Source organism: Variimorphobacter sp. HTMS_6, assembly GCF_059717775.1.
Map to the genome: position 1 here is coordinate 1,810,723 of NZ_AP046094.1, position 20,938 is coordinate 1,831,660.

General features: G+C 36.5%; 20 protein-coding genes. 2 read left to right on the forward strand and 18 right to left on the reverse strand.

What is annotated here, in order from left to right:
- Positions 1–125: 125 nt before the first annotated feature.
- A complete protein-coding gene (locus AC6IWN_RS08150; protein ID WP_497991879.1) occupies positions 126–452 on the reverse strand; it encodes a winged helix-turn-helix transcriptional regulator in 327 nt (108 codons plus the stop codon).
- A 171-nt stretch (positions 453–623) separates the two neighbouring features.
- Between AC6IWN_RS08150 and AC6IWN_RS08155 the strand changes: the two genes are divergently transcribed.
- Positions 624–1,142 (forward strand): nitroreductase family protein, encoded by a 519-nt coding sequence (locus tag AC6IWN_RS08155; RefSeq protein WP_497991880.1) that lies wholly within the window; start codon positions 624–626, stop codon positions 1,140–1,142.
- Between the two features lie 193 nt (positions 1,143–1,335).
- Here AC6IWN_RS08155 and AC6IWN_RS08160 read toward each other — a convergent pair whose 3' ends face one another.
- From AC6IWN_RS08160 to AC6IWN_RS08175, 4 genes are all read right to left on the reverse strand, one after another.
- Positions 1,336–1,599: a GIY-YIG nuclease family protein gene (locus AC6IWN_RS08160; RefSeq protein WP_497991881.1), complete on the reverse strand. Its 264-nt coding sequence runs from the start codon at positions 1,597–1,599 to the stop codon at positions 1,336–1,338.
- A gap of 85 nt (positions 1,600–1,684) precedes the next feature.
- Positions 1,685–2,287 (reverse strand): helix-turn-helix domain-containing protein, encoded by a 603-nt coding sequence (locus tag AC6IWN_RS08165; RefSeq protein ID WP_497991882.1) that lies wholly within the window; start codon positions 2,285–2,287, stop codon positions 1,685–1,687.
- Between the two features lie 220 nt (positions 2,288–2,507).
- Positions 2,508–3,389 (reverse strand): VOC family protein, encoded by an 882-nt coding sequence (locus tag AC6IWN_RS08170; protein ID WP_497991883.1) that lies wholly within the window; start codon positions 3,387–3,389, stop codon positions 2,508–2,510.
- A 36-nt stretch (positions 3,390–3,425) separates the two neighbouring features.
- Entirely contained in the window at positions 3,426–4,373 is a 948-nt protein-coding gene (locus AC6IWN_RS08175) for an L-lactate dehydrogenase (RefSeq protein WP_497991884.1), read from the reverse strand.
- A 301-nt stretch (positions 4,374–4,674) separates the two neighbouring features.
- Here AC6IWN_RS08175 and AC6IWN_RS08180 point away from each other — a divergent pair, with 301 nt between their 5' ends.
- A complete protein-coding gene (locus AC6IWN_RS08180) occupies positions 4,675–5,580 on the forward strand; it encodes a helix-turn-helix domain-containing protein (RefSeq protein ID WP_497991885.1) in 906 nt (301 codons plus the stop codon).
- A 186-nt stretch (positions 5,581–5,766) separates the two neighbouring features.
- Here the strand turns inward: AC6IWN_RS08180 and AC6IWN_RS08185 are convergent, their stop codons facing one another.
- The 13 genes from AC6IWN_RS08185 to AC6IWN_RS08245 all read right to left on the reverse strand — a co-directional run bounded on the left by AC6IWN_RS08185 (position 5,767) and on the right by AC6IWN_RS08245 (position 20,936).
- Positions 5,767–6,744 carry a WD40/YVTN/BNR-like repeat-containing protein gene (locus tag AC6IWN_RS08185; RefSeq protein WP_497991886.1) on the reverse strand — a complete coding sequence of 326 codons (978 nt, stop codon included), beginning with the start codon at positions 6,742–6,744 and terminating at the stop codon, positions 5,767–5,769.
- A gap of 384 nt (positions 6,745–7,128) precedes the next feature.
- Positions 7,129–9,726, reverse strand: coding sequence for a cation-translocating P-type ATPase (locus AC6IWN_RS08190; RefSeq protein WP_497991887.1), 2,598 nt, complete (start codon positions 9,724–9,726; stop codon positions 7,129–7,131).
- A 591-nt stretch (positions 9,727–10,317) separates the two neighbouring features.
- Positions 10,318–10,731: an SRPBCC family protein gene (locus tag AC6IWN_RS08195; protein ID WP_497991888.1), complete on the reverse strand. Its 414-nt coding sequence runs from the start codon at positions 10,729–10,731 to the stop codon at positions 10,318–10,320.
- 117 nt (positions 10,732–10,848) lie between these two features.
- Positions 10,849–11,148: a hypothetical protein gene (locus AC6IWN_RS08200; protein ID WP_497991889.1), complete on the reverse strand. Its 300-nt coding sequence runs from the start codon at positions 11,146–11,148 to the stop codon at positions 10,849–10,851.
- Positions 11,149–11,351: 203 nt separating this feature from the next.
- Positions 11,352–12,971 carry a phosphoenolpyruvate--protein phosphotransferase gene (ptsP, locus tag AC6IWN_RS08205; RefSeq protein WP_497991890.1) on the reverse strand — a complete coding sequence of 540 codons (1,620 nt, stop codon included), beginning with the start codon at positions 12,969–12,971 and terminating at the stop codon, positions 11,352–11,354.
- A 15-nt stretch (positions 12,972–12,986) separates the two neighbouring features.
- Positions 12,987–13,250, reverse strand: a complete 264-nt coding sequence (locus AC6IWN_RS08210; RefSeq protein WP_497991891.1) for an HPr family phosphocarrier protein — start codon at positions 13,248–13,250, stop codon at positions 12,987–12,989.
- Between the two features lie 30 nt (positions 13,251–13,280).
- Positions 13,281–14,540 (reverse strand): zinc-binding dehydrogenase, encoded by a 1,260-nt coding sequence (locus AC6IWN_RS08215; protein WP_497991892.1) that lies wholly within the window; start codon positions 14,538–14,540, stop codon positions 13,281–13,283.
- Positions 14,541–14,565: 25 nt separating this feature from the next.
- Positions 14,566–15,495: a 1-phosphofructokinase gene (gene pfkB, locus AC6IWN_RS08220; RefSeq protein WP_497991893.1), complete on the reverse strand. Its 930-nt coding sequence runs from the start codon at positions 15,493–15,495 to the stop codon at positions 14,566–14,568.
- A gap of 3 nt (positions 15,496–15,498) precedes the next feature.
- On the reverse strand, positions 15,499–15,960 hold the full coding sequence (locus AC6IWN_RS08225) for a PTS mannitol transporter subunit IIA (protein WP_497991894.1): 462 nt from the start codon (positions 15,958–15,960) through the stop codon (positions 15,499–15,501).
- Positions 15,961–16,107: 147 nt separating this feature from the next.
- Complete coding sequence (locus AC6IWN_RS08230) at positions 16,108–18,204, reverse strand: BglG family transcription antiterminator (protein WP_497992190.1); 2,097 nt, start codon at positions 18,202–18,204, stop codon at positions 16,108–16,110.
- A gap of 97 nt (positions 18,205–18,301) precedes the next feature.
- Positions 18,302–19,690 (reverse strand): PTS mannitol transporter subunit IIBC, encoded by a 1,389-nt coding sequence (locus AC6IWN_RS08235; protein WP_497991895.1) that lies wholly within the window; start codon positions 19,688–19,690, stop codon positions 18,302–18,304.
- 222 nt (positions 19,691–19,912) lie between these two features.
- Positions 19,913–20,224 (reverse strand): glutaredoxin, encoded by a 312-nt coding sequence (locus tag AC6IWN_RS08240; RefSeq protein WP_497991896.1) that lies wholly within the window; start codon positions 20,222–20,224, stop codon positions 19,913–19,915.
- A gap of 127 nt (positions 20,225–20,351) precedes the next feature.
- On the reverse strand, positions 20,352–20,936 hold the full coding sequence (locus AC6IWN_RS08245; RefSeq protein WP_497991897.1) for a LysE family transporter: 585 nt from the start codon (positions 20,934–20,936) through the stop codon (positions 20,352–20,354).
- Positions 20,937–20,938: the final 2 nt, after the last annotated feature.

Consider the following 20,938-nt stretch of genomic DNA (forward strand, 5'->3'; position numbering starts at 1 on the left):
ATGTTTTATATTATAGTAAAACCATATTATCTTAACCGATAATTCGTGTCCCTGAAACAGAAAGAGGCCTATGCAATTACTCTTGCTAAAGCCCCTTTTATAAACATTTATCTATTGTTAATTTGTTATTTTATTAAATTCCGATTTGTTAAGTATTCATTACCCCAGTTCTTCATAAATGTAATCATCGGCTCAAGACTCACTCCAGTCTCTGTTAAGGAATATTCCACCCTTGGTGGAATCTCATTATAAACCTTACGATCTACCAGTCCGTGTTCTTCCAAGGTACGTAAATTCTCCGTTAACACTTTTTGACTGATACCTCCTACAGACCTCTGTAATTCATTGAAACGCTTTGAACCATCTATAAGATCACGAATAATCAATATTCTCCACTTATTACCAACCAAGGTAATGGTAGCTTCTACCGGACAAGGACAAATCTTTCTCATAGAAACCTCCCTATGTAACAATGTATCTACATTATACACTAATGTAAAATCTACCACAAGTAGAATAAAACAAGTTACCAAACAGTTACCTTATTACATTAAAGTGCGTACTTGTAAATATCTAATTTACATTTATTATAATATTAGAAAATATTTTTGGAGGTTTTCACTATGAAAGAAAAAATTAGAACTCTGCTAGAACGAAGAAGTATCAGAAGCTATAAGGTCGCACAAATTACAGAAGAAGAATTGAGCATCATCTTAGAGGCAGGACAATATGCACCTAGCGGTATGGGAGATTATAAATGGAAGTTTGTCGTTGTACAGCGAGATGGAGCTATGGAGAAACTTCTAGACGAGATCAATCAGGAATTCGGTCTGGGTGAAAATGCGTTCTATCATGCGCCAACCCTAGTTATCGTATTCACTGATAACAATTCCTGTGCCCCAGTTGAAGACGGAAGCCTTGCCATCGGCAATATGTTAAACGCTTCCCATATCATTGGATTAGGCTCTTGCTGGATTCACGTTGTTCCACAGTTTTTCAAGACCGAACGCGGGAGGAATTTACAAAAAGAATACTCCGTTCCTGCCGATTATAGCTGTGTTGGATCCTGTACCATCGGGTATAGTAATATGACTCTACCAGCTCCAAAACCGAGAAAGGAAGATATTATTATCAGAGCATAAAATATGCTACACTAAAAGCTTTTGTAAAAAATGTCATCACAAGATCAACATAATACAAACATGTTTATATTATGTTGATCTTGCAATAACAACTTTATAGCATCATTGAATAATTCTTTCTATATTAGTCCTTCATTTTCTCAAGCCATAATTCATACAGCAAATCAAGATCCTGCTTAAATTCTCTATCCGTCTATGTATCACCTTTTTCTATCTCTTCTAATACTGCAAACGAAAAGGACTGGGCTCCATACTTATTCCACTCTGAATTCATCGTATTATCCAGGCAGCTGTTTGTCATAATCGAGAAATCAAATTTATTCTTTTGGCCTTTTAAATCCTTTGTCGACTTAATCCACATTCGTCCATTTCCATCACATTTAATGCAATAGATTCCCCCAACTACTGTTCTGCTTTTATAATTATCTCTTAATTCCTTTTTTGAAAATTCATTCATAATTCTAGATACCTTTCAGACCCAAAGGCTTTAACCTTAGGTGTTATTTAATACTTAATACATATTATTCTGCAATCAAACTACTTTAATAAATCCATAATCCATGCTGAGTACAATAATAATAAAGCTTACCGCCCTGCTTTACTCCAAGTCTCCCGACAAGTGATCTTGGCAACCTAACGGATGGGGATTGTTCCGGATATAACTTAAAATATAATAAGCGATCACCGTTTACATACGCAACAAAAGAAATATAATGTGATTTGGTCATATCATGTTCAAATGTAATATAATAATCTTCCTCTATTTCATCAATATTAAGGGTATGCTCTTCGCATGCAAGCTGTCCCTTAAGAGGTGTTAGCTTTCTACCACAACAGGATATATTACCATTACCGGAATTATTGATTACATTTCCACAGCTCTGGCATACATAGAATTTAATCCGTTTTAAATTACCGGAATCTGTTATATTATTCTCCAATTCACCCTCCAGTATCTTTTCAATATTTACTTCAAATATATTAGAGAGCTCCTTTAGTAAGGATACATCGGGGCATCCTAAGCCACGTTCCCATTTTGATATTGTTTTATCACTGATACTCATCATGTCAGCGATCTGTTTTTGGGTCATTCCTTTTTCCTTACGAAGTTTGTATAACAACGCACCAACTTTCATACAATCCAACGTTTTGCCCTCCATTACTATATATTAAAATATGAAATCAATACTTTCAATCAACGCTCCGTAGAGTAGGGTTCAATTACTATTTTACTATAAAACATGATACTGATAAAATATAAGGCACTATCAAAATTGTATCCTATAGACTTTAACAAAGTTATAGGAATACCATTTGAACAGTGCCTTACTATAAATCAAGTAAAAATAATTATCATACCAAAAATCACCCCAAGCGTGCCTTATCAAGAGCTTTAAGATCGAACTTTTTCATTTGCAAAAAAGCCTTCGTTATTCGCTGTACTTCCTCTTCCGTTCCTTGCATCAAGATTTCATTCAGATTAGCCGGAACAATCTGCCAGGATACTCCAAATTGATCTTTGACCCATCCACATTGCTCAGCTTCCGGGACAAATGAAAGTTTATCCCAATAATAATCAATCTCCTGCTGATCCTTACAGGGTACCATAAAGGAAATTGCTTCATTGAAGGAAAAATCACCGCCATACCCATGATCCATAACTACAAACTCTGTACCACCGATATTTAATTCTCCGTAATTGATCTTCGCTCTAGAATCCTGCGCCTCCCCTTCAACATAATAGCTGATATGTCCAATCTTCGAATCCGCAAATACGGAATGATAGTATTCAATTGCATCTTTTGCTTTTCCGCACATCTCTTCTGTAAATAACAAATTAGGCCTAATTTTTGCATGTTCGTTCCGATTCTCATTAAACATTAACTGCCAATTCAGTCCGTATTGGTCACTGATCCATGCGTAGTGTTTACTAAATGGATATTCTCCCAGTGGCATGAGCTCGGATCCGCCTTTACGTAGTTCCTTATATAAAATATCTACTTCTTCTGCTGAATCACATCTTATCATAAGAGAAATCGATGGATTAAATTTAAAATATGGCACTGCACTGATCGATGAAAACATCATTTCCGCAAGTTGAAAATCCACTATCTCCGAATCGCCTGATGGTGTATCAGTAATGGTTGTAACATGAAGGATTTTTGAATCCCGAAACAATTTGGTATAACGGGTTACTGCTTCACGTGCTTCTTTGTCATACCATAAATGAGGTATTATTTTTTGCATAGAACAGTCCTCCTTTAAATTATATTTATAGGAACATCATAAGTTAAGCTTTTTTGAATATTCTTTAATTACTGATACAGAATGCTTGAATTTTTCCTGCTCTTCCGGAGTTAAATGAACCTCAACTACGTCTTGTACACCGTTTCGATTTAAGATTACCGGCACCCCACAGAATACATCACTTTCACCGAATTCTCCTTCCAATAAAGTAGAGACGGGGATAATTTTATTTTCATCATTCATGACTGCTTTTATAATTCCCACTACTGCAGTCGCGATACCATAACAGGTTGTGCCTTTTACCTCTAATATATCAAATCCTACTCTGGTTACACGTTTCACGATATCATCCAGATTTGTATTCTTAAATTCTGGATTATCTTCTAAGATATCTGTAAAGCGCTTGCCCCCAACCGTCACATGTGACCAAGGACACATCTGGCTGTCACCATGCTCACCCATCGTATAAGCCTGTACACTTCTTGGATCCACTCCGATTAATTCACCGATAAAATGCTTTAATCTAGCCGAATCCATCGCCGTGCCGGTACCGATTACCTGATTTTTAGGAAGTCCGGATAATTTGTATACATAATACGCAATAATATCCACGGGATTTGATACTACAATAAAATGCCCACGAAATCCGGATTCCATAATTGGTTCTACGATTGATTTCGCAATATTAGCGGATAATTCTAAGGTATCAAGTCTGGTCTGTCCATATTTCGGTGGAGCACCTGCTGTTATTACTACAATATCAGCATCCGCGCAATCTGTTAGCTCACCAACTGATACTTTTACATTACGATTTAAATATTCTACACAATGACATAAATCCATTACTTCACCACGTGCTTTGTCACGATTTATATCTATTATCATAACCTCATCACAAATACCCTGTGTAATCAGGCTAAATGCTGTCGATGAGCCTACCAGGCCTGCACCAACTATTACTACTTTACTACGATTGATTGTCATCTCAGTTTTTCCTCCATATGTCGCATAATCCAATCATTAACAAGCAATATATACTGCTTATTATTACCATTATATAATGCATATATTTAAATTACAAAGTATTTATTATCTTAGTATAATTATTTTTTGATTAGCATAATGTACTTCATATACTGGTAAAAATCAGTTAAAAGTCATATTCTTGACAACAAATCTCCAATGCATTATTATCTTAGCAATATAAACTTTTTGTATTCCTATGGAAAATAGACTGAAAACTATGATTTTACATACTAATATAAGAAAGGGTATGGTTATTTACATGAAATATTCAACATTAGGCACCAACTTCTATGTAGGAACAGAAGTCCCTGTAATTATCAAAGAAGCGAAGTATTGTGAAGAAAATATTGATGACCGGTTTCGACTCATTCTTATATCGAAAGGCTCCGGTATGATTGAAACATCGGATGGATTTACCCCTTTTGTCGCTCCAACACTGTGTTGCCGAAATGAAACAGAAATTTATAAAGTTCACCCATCACAAAAATGCGAAACAGTAGAACTTGTCTTTCATCCCGAATTCCTTAATCCAGCTTATAATTATCAGTCACTCAGACTACAACCAAAGATATACCTGGAGGGAGATCCTCAGGAAGCGGCTTGGATGAATGCATTTACTCAACGAATGTCGCAATATAATGGAATCATGAATATAAATTCCGGTACGTCTCATCGAATTGAAATGATCTTACAACAAATAAAGAAAGAATTAAATGATCAAAGAGACTGGTATTGGCCCTGTCGTACAAGATCTTATTTATTAGAATTATTATTGGTTATTGATCGAATCTACATTGAACCAATTACCGATGAAGCAATTACTATTTCTGATAAGCATCAACACATTAATGATATTATCGTGTACCTACTAAACCACTACCAGGAGAAGCTTCAGCTTCAACAACTTGCAGAGTTATTTAATATCAATCGAACATCGTTAAATGAGAATTTCAAAGAAGCAACCGGATATACTGTCATGAATTATTTGATTCGCTTGAGAATAAATTTGGCGATGGCAATGCTTAAAGATACTGCCCTTCAAGTGTCTGAAATTATGTTCCGTGTAGGCTTTATAAACACCTCACACTTTGTCAGGTCGTTCAAAAAGATAACCGGAATGTCACCCTCCCAATATCGCGAAATACATACCTGGTTATATAAATAAATGAAAAGGCTGTTACAAAATAAATAATTCTATTGGGGAACAACATATATTGATTTATACACAGGTTGGTATACATGTTAATGTTTTGTATTTCCAAACCGAGTGTTATGACAATACATCTTTATCCTACAATTTATTTATTTTGCAACAGCCTCAAATTATGCTTATATTATCTTATATCATTCATTATTGATTTAGTTGAAACAAACTAATATCCTTCGTCATTGATGAAATGGTAAGGTATTTTCCGTCCTTTGATAAATAAGGAGCCATACCATTCACCTTTGGCATCGGAACAGTTTCCCACGTAGCCCCACCATCCTTTGTTGTAATACCTACGAGTTTATAAGTCTTGGTTGTATAGATAATCGTTCCGTTATTCTCATCTTTGAAATTTATCGCTACAGAAGGCATGGAAGACTTATTAATTGCTTCTCCTGACAGATCCAAAGTTTGCTTCGTCCAAGTTTTACAGGAATCGGTTGTTTTGAATAGTGTTCCATCCATACTTACTATATAACCGGTTTTTTCATTCAAGAAATACATCCCTGCGATAAATTTACAATCCTTTGGCAGGTCAATCTCTTTCCAACTCTTACCACCATCCGATGTTACAGCAAGCGCTTCCGGCGCACCTATATACATTTTCTTTTGATCAATTACTGATAAAAATTTGTTATACTGATTGCCGCTTTTTAGAGGAAAATCTCCAAGCTTCGACCATGTTTTTCCATTATCTTTTGAAAACATATTAACGCCAAAGTTTCCGATGGAAACAAGATAAGATTTATCCAAATAATCCAAACCATATCTACACGCCGATGGCTTCACATTGGCATTTGTCCATGTTTTCCCACCATCTGATGTATAACTAACTGCTCCTTCATATCCTACGGTTACACCTTGTGATTCATTCAAAAAGCCAGCATAAAATACAGCGGTTTCTACGGTAGATGCTGATAATAATTTCCACGGTGAATTATCACCACTTTCAGGTGCCTTCGTTGCCTCTACGGGTTTCGTTGGTGTTACATCACCACTCCCCTGAGCTTCCTTTGTTATGTTTGCATTCGTGTCTGCCGTCTCTTTTTTACCACAGGCCAAACCAATTACACTCAGTAATAATACCATACTTACAAAATAAATTAATCTGTTAGTTTTCATAATTACTCCTCCTACTTAGATTTTTAAGATTTAGTAAAACAAATAATTTTATTCAATCACTATGGCAGTTCCTCCCCCTGTGTTAGTGATTATCTATTTAATATTTGTTCCACAAGCATCATATTAAGGAGTTTATCATATGGTCATAAGTAATTGGTTGCTAATATACAGGAAGTATTATACTATTTACAGATTTAATAAGAGCAGTCAAACATGACAAACATTAAGGGCTATTCCAGAATTAAGGTTACTCGAGGATCACTTTTCCTCCAAGTATTTTAATTCTAAAATAGCCCTTTATGATTTTCGTATTTTAGGTAACCGCTTAAAGTTAGAGATAAAATCTAATGATAAGAGTCGACTCATTTTATTAATATAAATTATTTATTTATTTCTTATAAGCTTAGTTATCTGAATGATTATAGTCGGTATAATTGCAAGTAAATAGATGTAACCGATTTGACTTCCCGTAAGGTCAGAAACCGAGAATAGGTTCTGTAAAAACGGAACGAATAACACCAAATTCAATAAAAGTGTACCGATTAAGAACGCCCATAAACTACTCCAGTTTTTTGAAAAACCGATGTGAAAAATAGATCTATGACTTCTACAGTTAAATCCATGGAAAAGTCTTGCCATCGTTAGTGTTGCAAATGCCATCGAGCTTGCAACCAGTTCATTGCCATTTTGATAACCAATATAAAAAGCAATCATGGTACTAACTGCGATCAACCCTCCCTGTGCCAACAGGATCAATAAAAATTCTTTACTCAGAATACCCTGCTTTGGATCTCTTGGCTTTTGAGAAAGCAAGTTATCCTCCGGAGGTTCCATACCGATTGCAATCGCAGGTAGAGAGTCCGTTAATAAATTAATGAATAGTAAATGTACGGGCTTAAACGGAACGGGAAGTGCTAGCAGAGATGTGTATAATACACTTAAAATACCTGCCATATTACCGGACAATAAGAACTGTATTGCGTTCTTAATATTACGGTATACATTTCTACCGTTTGCTACCGCTTTAATAATAGTTGCAAAATTATCATCGGATAAGATCATCGCCGCAGCATCCTTGGATACTTCTGTACCTGTAATACCCATTGCTACACCGATGTCTGCCTTCTTTAATGCCGGCGCATCGTTAACACCGTCACCTGTCATCGCAACTATATTTCCTTTTCTCTGCCATGCTGTTACAATTCGAATTTTATTCTCAGGTGATACCCTAGCATAGACAGAGATATCACTGATTTTTGCATCTAATTCATCTTCAGACATCGCATCCAGTTCTGCACCGGTATACGCAAAATCACCTTCTTCATAAATACCAATCTGTTTTGCAATCGCTACCGCAGTTATCTTGTGGTCGCCGGTAATCATAACCGGCTTAATTCCTGCTCGTTTCGCATCAGCAACAGCAGTTTTTGATTCCTCTCTTGGCGGATCCACCATGGAGATTAAACCGATAAAGGTATAATCATTTTCATTTTCTAGGGTAAGCTCATCCTCCTTACCCACCTCCTTGTACGCAAAGGCAAGGACTCTTAGGCCATTTTCAGAAAACTCCATATTCTTGTCCAGAATATTTTTCTTATCCTGTTCGGTAATATCTCTGATCCCTGTCGATGTACGTATTTTGATGGTACGTTCTAAAAGAACATCAAGCGCCCCCTTAGTAAGTATCGTCGGAATTCCACGTAGCTCATATTTTGTACTCATTAATTTACGATCGGAGTCAAACGGTATTTCTTCCAAGCGAGTCATCATATCACGAATTTCTTCATCTTGAATTTTTACTTTACGAGCCATTTCAAGTAATGCATACTCCGTGGGATCCCCGATTGCAACCCCATTATGAATCGATGCATCATTTGTAAGTATCGCATTATATAGCAAATATCGATGGAGCTGATTCTTTAAATCAATTTCATCAAAGTCCATTGTTTGTTCATCAATGTATATCTGTTGAACCGTCATTTTATTTTGAGTCAAAGTGCCTGTTTTATCAGAACAGATAACAGATACGGAACCTAAACTCTCTACCGCTTTCAATTCCTTAATGATTGCCTGTTCCTTCGCCATCTTCTGTGTACCCATCGCCTGAACGATAGTTACAATAGAACCAAGCGCTTCAGGAATCGCTGCAACTGCAAGTGCAACTGCAAACATTAACGAGTCAAGAATCGGCATTTCACGATACATACTTAGTAAAAATACCACAGCACAGATTACCATGATTACCAACGCCAATTTACTACTGAAATTATCAAGGCTGACCTGGAGCGGAGTCTTCTTCTCCTTCGTATCATTCATTAATCCGGCTATTTTACCAATCTCTGTGTTCATTCCGGTATCTGTTACTACTACGGTAGCACGTCCATATGTTACAAGACTACCGGAATACACCATGTTAATACGATCGCCCAGAGCTACATCCTCGGTAATATCCTTATCACTTTTATCAACATTTGTAGATTCCCCAGTCAGGGAGCTTTCATTAACCTGCAACGAGAAATTAGTAAGAATTCTTCCGTCAGCGGCTACTAAGTCACCGGCATCTAATACTAATATATCTCCAGGAACCACTTCTCTTGCAGGAATTTCAACCTTTTTATCATCTCTATATACTTTTGCATTAGGCGAAGAAAGCATCTTCAGACTTTCCAACGATTTCTCTGCTTTGATATGCTGTATCGTACCTAACATAGCATTCAAAATAATTACTGCAAATATAACAATCGTACTCTCAAGATGTGCTGAGAACATAGATATAATGGCTGCTACAATTAATATTATTACAAGCAAATCCTTAAACTGTTCTAAAAAAACCTGAATAACACTTTTTTTATCAGCTTCTAATAACGCATTTTCACCTTTTTCATCTCGAATTTTTTGTGCTTGCTGCGTAGACAGACCATCTCTTGATACATTAAGATCCTTAAGTATGTCATCTACCGGCATTTTAAACCATTGCTTCATTTATATCCTCCTTGATACCAAATCAAAATTCATACAATTCAAACATTCTTCCTTTATTATTGCCTTTCAGCAATTAATAAATGTATTTCGTGAGCTTTCATTACTAAATAATGCAATCCATTATTGTTAAATTATCAATGAAGGAAATACATTTTCTATGTATCCATTACCATTACACATGTCCGACATAACATAAACTGCTCAGACTTTTTTTATTCTATAGAATTCAATGACTTTATCACTGATTATAAAATCTTTCCTTTAGAACAAAAAAAGACTTTTCATGGATTTATTTTTAAATAAAATAAATCCACTGAAAAGTCTGGTAACCAAAATTTGGCATGTACCTCCAGGCTGTTAAGCCGCATTGTTGGATGGTACATTAAAACTACTCCCTAATACAGATGTGTTTGATGTATTTTCTTTTGTGACCTCATTATATGGTAATTCCATATAGGTGTCAATCAAAATATGCTAAAATAACTTTAAACTTTTTATAAACTACCATATTATCACATTGCTTTTTCATAGTAAATTATTTATCAATAATACTTTTTTATAGATATCGTTGATCCTACTAATAAACTATTTTCAAGCGTTTTGAACATGGTTTTTAAAATGATCAAGGATTGCTTGCCAACCAGCCCTTTGCATTTCAATCGAATTCTCATTCTCAGCGTCAAACACCTCTACTACTTGTGTGACATCGTTTGCTAATTTATGAAAGGTAATATCAACCCTCCTATTATCATCTAGCGTATATGCAATATTTTCATAATTTTTAACATTATCATACGTACCTGAAAAGTCAAAGCCAAAACTGCCATCCTTTGCTTCCATCCGTGAGCAAAAGCGTCCACCCACTCTTAAATCATTTTCCGCTGCAGTAGTATGCCAATCTTCTGAGGCAGTATTCCATTGTTTGATATGTTCCGGCTCAGCAAAGAACTTCCACACTCTTTCAATCGGTGCATTAATTGTTGTTTTTATAGTGATTTGCTCCATGGATGTCCTCCATTCTCTTTTTTATTACATGTTTCCAATAATTATTATACCATGTTTTTCTACAGATATATTTTTTGTATATCCATGAATGCTTTACGAATTAAATTTTATAGTGAATCAAGGAACTGCCTTTTTCCTAGTTCTTCTGTTTTTATATGCAATTAATGCAATTTTTATTGATGAAAATGTTCCTACCGCTGCGTTCCCATAAAAAAAGCCCATAAAAATACCTGCAGGGAGATTACCTCTGTGTGAAAAGAATATTGATATAATAAGCCCGATGATACTAGCTATTGATGGAATAAAGGATCGAGGTATCGGTAAAAGCATCTTAATTAGCTGTGTTATGATTAAAACAAGTGGAACTGCAATAATTGCATCCCAAAAATTAGTATGAATCGTAGGAAAGCTCTCCATGTTTACCTCCTTATATCTAATGATATATTTTCTGTAAATCATGGAGAGCTTATTCATATTTGTTTGACAAATCAATATGTGAATTGCAACGTTACATCGAAGCTGGAATAAAGATATTAAAACTAGAGGCTCTTCGTAGCTATATGACGTATTTCAGCAAGTATTCACTATTTGAATCACCTGCGAAATATGAATATTTATATTTATTTCAAATCTAAACTTCGAACCTTTTCACGAACCCCAAGTACGAAATTCGGAGAAACCGATAGTTCATCCACACCCATTCTTAAAAATTCTTCGGTAAGTGTGGTGTCAGCACCAAGTTCGCCACAGATTCCAACCCAGCAACCACCCTTATGGCCGTTTTCAACCACCATTTTAATCATTCTAAGAACTGCAGGATGATGAGAATCATAGATATGATCTAATCTTGGATTTTGTCTGTCTATCGCAAGTGTATATTGTGTTAAATCATTTGTTCCGATACTAAAGAAATCCACCTCATCCGCCAGCAAATCACTTATCATAACCGCTGCCGGTGTTTCAATCATCACACCCTGCTCTACCTCACGATAAGGAATTCCCTGATTAGTAAGTTCTTCTTTCACTGCCTTCACAATTTCTTTTATTTTTCTGACCTCATCCACTGATATAATCATTGGATACATAATCGAAACAGTACCGTATACACTGGCTCTGTATATTGCTCTAAGCTGGGTCTTAAAGATATCCGGTTGATTTAAACAGATTCGAATCGCACGATAACCCATTGCAGGATTTTCTTCCTTACCAAGGTCAAAATAATCGACCTGTTTATCTGCACCGATATCCAGCGTACGAATAATCACTTTTTTGCCTGCCATATTCTCAAGGACAGTTTTATAGGTTATAAATTGCTCTTCCTCTGTCGGGAATGTATTCTTCTCAAGATATAAGAATTCGCTACGGAATAATCCTATGCCTCCTGCATCATTTTGAAGAACATTAGCAACATCGGATACACTGCCTATATTTGCATATATATCGATTTTTCTACCGTCTTGTGTAATGTTTTCTTTTCCTTTAAGGCTTTGTAGAAGTTCTTTCTTACGCAAATCCTCTTGCTGCCTTGCCAACATAATCTCGGTAATCTCATCCGTAGGCTCTGTGATAAACTCTCCTTGATAGCCATCCACAATCGCATCGATACCATCACAGTTTTCCTCAAACTCCACACCAATCAATGCAGGAATATTCATCATCCTTGCAAGAATTGCAGTATGCGAATTGGTAGATCCTAATCTGGTTACAAAGGCTAGCACCTTGCTTTTGTCCAGTTGGACAGTTTCACTCGGTGCCAAATCCTCTGCTACCAGTATATAAGGTTCATCAGAATGGAAATCCTGTTGCTTACTTCCGGTCAATATCTTTATTAAACGGTTCGATATATCCTTCACATCCGCTGCGCGTTCTCTCATATAATCATCATCCATGGCGGAGAACATTTGTGCAAAGTTTTCTCCCGTAGTTGCAATAGCAAATTCCGCATTAATCTTTTCATTTTCTATGATATGGGTTACGGAATCCACGTAGTCCTGATCTTCAAGCATCATCTGATGAACCTCAAAGATCATGGCATTTGCTTCACCAACTTCAGTGATGGCTTTTTCATATAGTAGCTGAAGTTCCTCTTTTGCTGTGTTAGTGGCTTCCTTCAAACGAAACATCTCAGCCTGTGTATCTGCAATATGCTTTCTAATTACCTGGTCTTCCGTTTTATGAAATACAAGCACTTTTCCAATTGCTATTCCACCGTATACACTTTTTCCTTCATATTTTTGCATACCTGCACCTATTACCTATTCCCCTAATCCACCGTTAATTGCATCGATAATTCGCTTTAAATCCTCTTCTTCTCCTTCACCGTCACACTGGATTGTAACCTCTGTGCCTTGGCGGACGGCTGCAGCCATAATGTTCAAAATACTTTTCAAGTTAATTATCTTTTGATCTACCAGCATCAGTGTATCCGAGGTACAGAGCTTTGTTACTTTGACCAACTCACCTGCCGGCCTTGCATGAATACCACTTTTATTTACAACTACAACTTTTTGACTTACCATACGATCACCCTTCCCAAATAAAACATAACACTACACATTAAAATGTTCAAATAATATTTTCTCTGCTTCCGTATTCCATAAGCCTTTATGTGCCTTACAGCTAGCATCAAGCTTTGCAAATAATGAATCGGTTTTTCCTAATTCTTCAAAGTCTTCAATTGCTGTAAGCGGCATGTCAAACTGTGTATACGTTAATTTCTTTCCACCAGGAATCTTTGGTAGATTGATCGTGGTTTCTGCAACACAATCTAGTCCTCCGATATGTGTTACCATTACAGCTGGATTAATTAATCTTTTAGAGGATAAATCAATCGCCTGGATTAAGTCATCCGTATTACCGCCAGTTGTTCCAAGAACATGGGAACTTGTGTAATGAACATTATACAAATTGATGGATGCAGAAAATTGATTATCGGAGGGCCCTGCAAAAAAGTTCATACATCCATCGAAAGCCAACAATTTATCTCCCATTTCTGCTACCGCTTTGTTCGGGATATATACGAATACATCATCATAGCCATGGCCTTCTGTTATATTCATCAAATGAGCGATTGGATCCTCATAACTTGAGGTATTGACATAGATAAGCTCCACTCCCTTTGCCTTTGCTTCTTCTTCTGAGATTACTTCTCTGGCTCTGGCAATTTTTGCATCATCAATGTCTGTTACAACAATTCTCTTCGGCTTATTCTTAAAACATAATCCGTAGCTAATTGCACCTAATCCCATCGGCCCACATCCACCCAGAATAATGATATTACCGTCTTCTTTGGTTCCCATCGCGTGGTCATAATTCACTTTATTGGTATGATAATTTGCATGATATCCTCCGAGGATACAGCTCATAGGTTCACCTAAGGATGCTTCAAAGTACGAATCACCATCATAGTTAAGTAAACATCCAAGCTCCATAACTTCCTGCGGAATCACACAGTAGGTACACGCTCCACCGAAAAATTCATAGGAATAACCCGGAGAATCAAGTTTCCCCTGATAATTCAAGGCCGGCTGAAGTGCAAACTTTTGACCGGGTTTAAACTGATCCTTCCATTTGTCACCAACCTCTACGATATCACCTGCAAATTCATGTCCGATAATGATTGGATTAGTTGCGATATTTTTTGGTGCTCGCTTATGCTTTACACCCTGATCTACTAATTTATAGGTTGACATACAGATACTATCACTGATTACTTTTACTAGTATCTCATCCTCTTTTATACTAGGTAATTCAAACTCTTCGCATCTAAGGTCATATGCTCCATACATTCTTACTGCTCTTGTTTTCATTTTAATCGCTCCTCTTTTAGTTTATCTATAATCGAATTAAGTTCACTTCTTGCATTAATTGTTCTACTAATTCCTTGGTCGGAGGTTTTGTTCCGATTGTGGTAACCGCGCCCGCACTGGTCGCAACCCCTAATCTGATACATTCACTCATCACAAGACCCCTATCAATTCCATAAGATAGCGCTGCTACCATGGCATCCCCCGCACCGACGGTGGAATGCGCCTCTACTTTCAAACCAGGCACCTTGATTACTTCATTCGGTAGGATAAATAATGCTCCTTCACTTCCAAGTGATATTGCAACGGTTCCAATTCCGGTAGCTTGTAATTTTCTTCCCATATCAATCAAATCAGAATCTTTTGCACTCCCTTTAAATTCAAAATACTGCTCCAATTCAAAGCGATTTGGTTTAATAAAGTCAGGCTTACCATTAAGTGCCTTTACAAATAATTCTCCATCTGCATCGAGAAATACCCTTGCACCCTTCTTCTTTACAATCTCTATGATATTGCGATATATATCTTTATCCACTCCCTGAGGGATGCTTCCGGCTAATACAAAAAGCGTATCCTTATCTGCCAAGGCATCCAACTTTTCAAGCAATTCCTTAATATCTTCTTTTTTGATAACGGGTCCAGGTTCATTGAATTCAGTAACATTTCCTACTGCATCAACAACCTTCATATTCGTTCTAGTCTCGCCATCTACATGAATAAAATCGCTCTTAATGCCCAGCCCTTTTAATCCCTGCTCAATGATATTTCCACCATTACCACCAATAAATCCGGTTGCTATCGTATTACCTTCCAGATGCTTAATGGTCTTTGATACATTAATTCCTTTTCCACCCGGATCAAGAACGGAGGAGGTGATTCGATTTAAGCCGCTATATTGAAACTCCCCGATATCAACGGTCTTATCAATTGCCGGGTTTAGCGTAACTGTAATTATCATTTGCTAATCTTCCTTTCTGGTAATGAACTCGTATACTTCATCCACATTCATGGTTAATAGTTCTTCCACCGCTTCTTCTTCACTTAACTTCGAAGCAATATTTCCAAGAATGTCCAGATGTTCATCTCCCTTTCCAGCGATGGCAATAATGATCTTAGCAGATTCGCCGTTCCAATCAACACCATCCGGTATGGTCATAATGGCAATTCCTGACGCCAGAATTTCTTCTTTAGCACTCTCTACTCCGTGAGGCAATGCAATTCCATTACCCATATAGGTAGCAAACGTTTTTTCCCTTTCGATCATCGCTTCAATATAATTAAAGTTTACATAACCGCTTTCCACTAGCAAATTTCCTAGCTTTTTGATTACTTCCTCGCGTTTATCTTCTTTACTGTTCAATATAATATTTTTTTTCTGAAGTATATCAAGCGATGCGTTATTATCCTTTTTTGCAAAAAACATATTTTTACCTCGATCTTCAATTTTTAGTCTAGTTAATGTTACTAATGTTATAATAATATTGTAATGTGAAAGTAAGATAGTTTCAATTTAAACAAAACGAAGTTTGTCATCATCCGTTAGTGCCATTCGGAAACGCTCTCACTTTTGTTATACTACATCCAGATACTTATTAAAATATTCTTTCATCAGACGGGAAAGTGATCCTTTAATCCGTATATCATCACCTGATTTCACATCCTCTAAAAAATCAGTATCCTTGATAAAATTCTCACTTAAATGCCCTAATAGTTGGCTGTTTTCCTGCTTATTTTCATCATCGGGAATCAGCATAATCACCACTGCTTTGGTTGATTGCATATAAGGATTCATAAATTTGTCGCGATTGTGCGGTACACAAACATAGAACCCCGTCTCAAAGATCCCCTTCACTCTCGCATGCAATAATGCTATTTCAAGCTCGGGTATAATCTGTGTCGCAATTTCCTCCCGTTTTTTTATCTCTATAATGATTCTCTGCTGGCTTTCTTCATAAGGAGTGATTTTTCTTGCAGCAATTTCAAGTATATCTTGAAATTTCACATGTTCATCAATCTCTAGGCAAAAGAAATTACGTAATATTTCTTTAATTCTACCTGCCAAATCATTAATCTTTTCCATCTGTCGTTCAAAGTCCGAATTATTTTCTCTCTTCTTTGAGGTGGATTCATACTTTTGAACTACCTCGTCAATACGTAACAAATCCTCCTCCGGTAATAGTGGATTCACTTGAACAACCTCAACATCCAAGTCCCCAAGCTCTATACTGGATACAAAGAAATCATTCTTTTCCAGTACAAATTGAGTCAAATCAGTCTTAGCGTATGCATTCAGTATTGCTCTGTTCGTTAAAAAATTATGGAGCCTAGAAACCATTAAACGTGAAATTCCGATTCCACTCGCACATACTACTCCGATATTCACCACTCGTTTATTCGTTTTTTCACTCTCGAGTCGAACCATTGCTGCTCCAAAATGAAGCGCAAGAAATCCTACTTCAGTGTCAGGAATCTCACACCCGGTAGATGCTTTCAAGAACCTTGCTACTCTTACACAGCGTTCAAAAACCTCCGCATACGATTCCTTAATTTCTTTTAGATGAGGGTTTTCAATTAGCATATGGTTACGAAGCCTTACCAATGCGGGTCGTAGATGTGTAGCTAATCCCATTACAAATTCTTCATCTGCTTCTAATATACTTGCTAATTGCTCATCATAAGCAACAATCATACCCAGCACCAGCTCATTGATTTCTTGCATATGTTCGTTTGAAATCATATCCGGTGCGGAATTTGTTCGTTGCAGTTTTGATCCCTTTATATGAAGACAGATGAAGGCAATTTCAATATCCGGTATTTCTACTCCAAATTCATTTTCCAGAGAAAATACAATTAATAATGCCAGATTATAATCTTCATCCTGCTTTAATATCTCTAAGAGTTCTTCGTTTTGTTCAATAATATCTCCTGCAATCACACGTTCAATTGCAATTGTCACATGCAAAATCAGACCGATATAAGATTCCTCGGCCAATCTGCTAATTCTTGTATCCGGTATACTTTCAAAACATATTTTCACTCGATGCAGGATATCCTCATTTAACAATTGATACCTGTTTTTGATATTCTTTATTCCCACCGCTTTGGGAGTAGATATTTCCCTTTGCTTATATAGCTGATTCAGGGTTGGAGAATCCATATTCTTAGAGATGAACTCACGGATAGCAAGTCTAATATTCTTTTCTCTTCCCTGTAATGTAACTCCATACCCTTGTTTTCTGATAATTTCAATATTATAGTTCTGAAACCATGGCTCAACACGTTCAATATCCTTACTAATCGTAGCTTCACTTACACTGAATAAATTGGCATAATAATATAGTTTTTTAGGTGTTTGATCTTTTAAAAGCTCAAGCATTAGATTCTTACGACGCTCCGACTTATCAGCAAAATCCATTTTATTCTGATTTTCAAGTTGATTAAGAAGTAATTGCTTTTGATAATGATCTCCTTCCAGCCATATACCTGTACCGGTTTTGGCACATAGATTGATATTATACTTTTTTAGAATATAGCTGATATAATCTAATTCTCTTTGGACGGTTCTCTTACTGATATTAAGTTTTTGAGCAAGATTTTTAACAGGTAATACTTCCCGCTCGGTTAATAGAACTGATAAGATTTGTCTTACACGTGGGGTTAATTCCATCGTAATCACCTATCTCTTCCTAAATTTGATTAAGGTTTAGCACAGTAAATCAATTTACTGTGCTAAACCATATCATCCTTTATTTTACCTCTTTTACTTATGCGTTTTTCAGTGAAGTTACTAACTCATCATATTCCGGAGCAGTCATGAAATTCGTGATAAGAACCAGCTGTGCATTTGGTGCACTATGAGCCGCTCTCTCTTTTAAACTTTCATGAGTAACCACAATTTGAGCATCACCCGGAATAGAGGAAACGGACGCATGTTCTACTGTAATTGAATCCAGTCCTGCTGCTTTTAATTTCTTGCGAAGAATAGTAGCGCCCATTGCCGAGGAGCCCATGCCTGCATCACATGCAAAGATGATCTTATTAATTGTGCCTATCACGCCAGCTGCTAATGTAGGTTGCTCTGTTGTAATTCCTTTTGATTCTGATTTCATACGATCTTTTTTCGCTTTTGCTGCTTCAAAATCGTCATCTTTACCAAACTTCTTAATCAGTGGTATGGATATGATGAAGGAAACCGCGGCTGCGATAACTACTGCAGCTATAACGCCTACATAATTGCCTTTCGGAGTCATACCTAATACAGCGATAATACTTCCTGGAGCCGCCGGTGCGGATAAACCAGCCTTGAATAAAGTTAATGTAAAGATACCACTTGCTCCACCTGCAATCGCTGCTAATAAAAGGGACGGATTCATCAATACGAACGGGAAGTAAATCTCATGAATACCGCCAAAGAAATGAATGATTACAGCACCTGGGGCAGAACCTTTTGCACTTCCTTTACCGACTAAGCAGTATGCTAATAAGATACCAAGACCAGGGCCCGGGTTTGCTTCCATCAGGAAGAATATTGATTTCCCTGCATCTTTTACTTGTGCCATACCCATTGGAGATAGGATACCATGGTTAATCGCATTATTAAGGAACAATACTTTAGCAGGTTCAATAAACACACTTGCTAATGGTAATAAATGATTATCTACAAAAAATTGAACTGCTGCAGCCAAACCATTTGTCAGAGCTAATATCACCGGAGTAAATCCGTAATAAGCTGGTATAACTAAGATTGCACCAATAATACCAATTGAAAAGTTGTTTACCAACATTTCGAAACCGGGAGGAATGTGACCATCCACTAGTTGATCGAATTTTTTGATAACCCAAGCTGCAATCGGAGCTACAATCATGGCGCCAAGAAACATAGGGGAACCGGAAGCAACGATAATACCCATCGTTACGATTACCGCCATTACTCCACCTCTAACATCTGCTACTATTTTACCACCAGTATATGCAATTAATAAAGGTAATAAATATTTAATCATAGGGTCAACTAATGTAGATAATTTATCATTAGGGATCCAACCTGTCTTAATAAATAATGTAGTGATAATACCCCAAGCGATAAATGCACCAATATTAGGCATTACCATTCCGCTTAAAAACCTTCCGAATACCTGAACTCTTTCTTTCATTAAAAATCCTCCCACGAATACATTATGTAATTGCTACTTGCTAACGCTTGGCCAATACGTTATCTTGATGTTTATATTATAAACTTAAACTCTTGTTTCAAGCAATTTAAACAAAACATACTTTGGCACTAAGTGATAGTGCCATAATAACGATAGCTATCATAAGGATTACTGTCCATACGATAGCTATTTAGAAGGATTTATTAAATTATCTACTTTTATTTAGCACTGCCCACTTCCATCGATGGAACAGGATGTAGCTGAAACAGATGAAGTTGTGACTTCCATAAAATCGGTGATTTCAAAAGTTTTTGTTCCATCATCAAGAATGAAGAACGGAATACCGATAGACCCTTTGTTTATGATTGGTTTAAAAATATCTTCATGGTCACGATAGGATAAAAACTCCTTTAAGATTGCAGTACTTTCTGTTATATTGCGGTAATCAAGCTCAATTGCTTGATTTTGAATTATTTGTGTCTTAGCTTCTACACAGTCCGGACAAATCTCCGCACCATACATAATTAACTTCATATGTCTTCCTCCATGTGTTTCATAATAATATCATTGTTATTTCTAATACAGGTCTGTTACTATTTCATACTATAATTTCTGAAGCTACAATAATGTGCGCTAATATTAGCAACCTTTTGGTTGCATGTCAAGAGGAAAATATCAATCGAAATGCACTCCAAAGTAATATAATTGCCATAATCAGGTTCATAATACGGTAATGTTTAATAAATTGTTTTTGTAAAAGCTGCCCTGCTAATGCCCAAGTGATACATCCTGATATCCCAATTACAGTGTTACATACAACACTTACACTCAATAATAGCTTCGAATGAGAATACGGAAGCAAATAACCGGAATATATCGTAATGGCGTAGAGAATTATTTTTATATTGATAAACTGGAGCAAAAAGCCGGTTAAAAAATCTCCTTTTTCATCACTATGTTCCCTTGTCGGTTTACTAAGTAGAATATGCAAAGCAAGCCATATAATATATACTGCTCCTATATATTTTAATATTCCTGCAAATTGTGGAATATATTCGACTAGCTCCATACACAGCAGAGCGCTAAATACCATTACAAGCAAAAAGCCCAAAGCAATTCCAAACAAAGTGTATTTCCCCTTTTTAATACCTTTCCTACTTACTGCATTGAAAGCCAAAATATTATTCGGTCCGGGTGTATACGCTGTTATAAATGCATACGGTAAATAAGCTAAAATAATGTTCATCT